Origin of the sequence: Micrococcus sp. KRD096, assembly GCF_017168495.1 — a bacterium.
Classification (GTDB): Bacteria; Actinomycetota; Actinomycetes; order Actinomycetales; family Micrococcaceae; genus Micrococcus; species Micrococcus luteus.
Genome location: NZ_JABFAY010000038.1, coordinates 1 through 631 on the forward strand (window position 1 = coordinate 1; position 631 = coordinate 631).

Genomic DNA, 631 nt, shown 5'->3' on the forward strand with positions numbered 1-631 from the left:
CTCTGGGGGAGGGCGGGTTGAGCACGGGACGCGGTGGGGCGCGGCTGCTGCTGGACGACCCCTCTGCCCCGTCGCGGCCGATGCGTCTGCGGCTCGCGCCCACCGGGCTGCACGTCCACGACGGTCCTCGGGACACCGGACGCCTGTGGGACGGCCGCAGCCCGCTCCCTGTGGGCCGGACCGCCCTGGGCCTGGTCCGCGGGCCCGGGGCCGCCCTGCCGCGGCCGGTCACGCCGGAGCCGCCCGCCGTCGACCTCGGATCCCCACCGGCCCGGCAGTCCGTCGTGATCCCGCTGGTGGCGGCCCTGGGCCCGCTGGTGCTCGGGGTCGCCCTGGTCCTGATGATGGGCAACCCGGTGTTCCTGCTGTTCGGTGTGCTGTCCGTGACGGTGGCGCTGGTCATGCTGGCGATGCAGCGCCGTACCCGGCTGCGGCATGCGCGGCTGCTCGCCGCCCGCGCGGACGCGGTCGTGCGCCGGCGGGCTCAGGCGGCACTGAGCCCCGGTGCGGTGGCCCGCGCCGTCCGCTCCGGCGCGACGGACCGCTTCGGGCTGACGTCGGGGGCCGACGAGGCCGTGGCGGTCTCGTGGGGTTCCGGCGTCGGGGCGCTGTCCCTGTCGCGGGACGACCC

Annotated in this window: 1 pseudogene; it reads left to right on the forward strand. The window is 78.0% G+C overall.

Annotation, left to right across the window (positions count from 1 at the left end):
* Positions 1 to 17 precede the first annotated feature (17 nt).
* A pseudogene (locus J1M41_RS11250) lies at positions 18 to 631 on the forward strand (cell division protein FtsK); the annotation flags it as partial.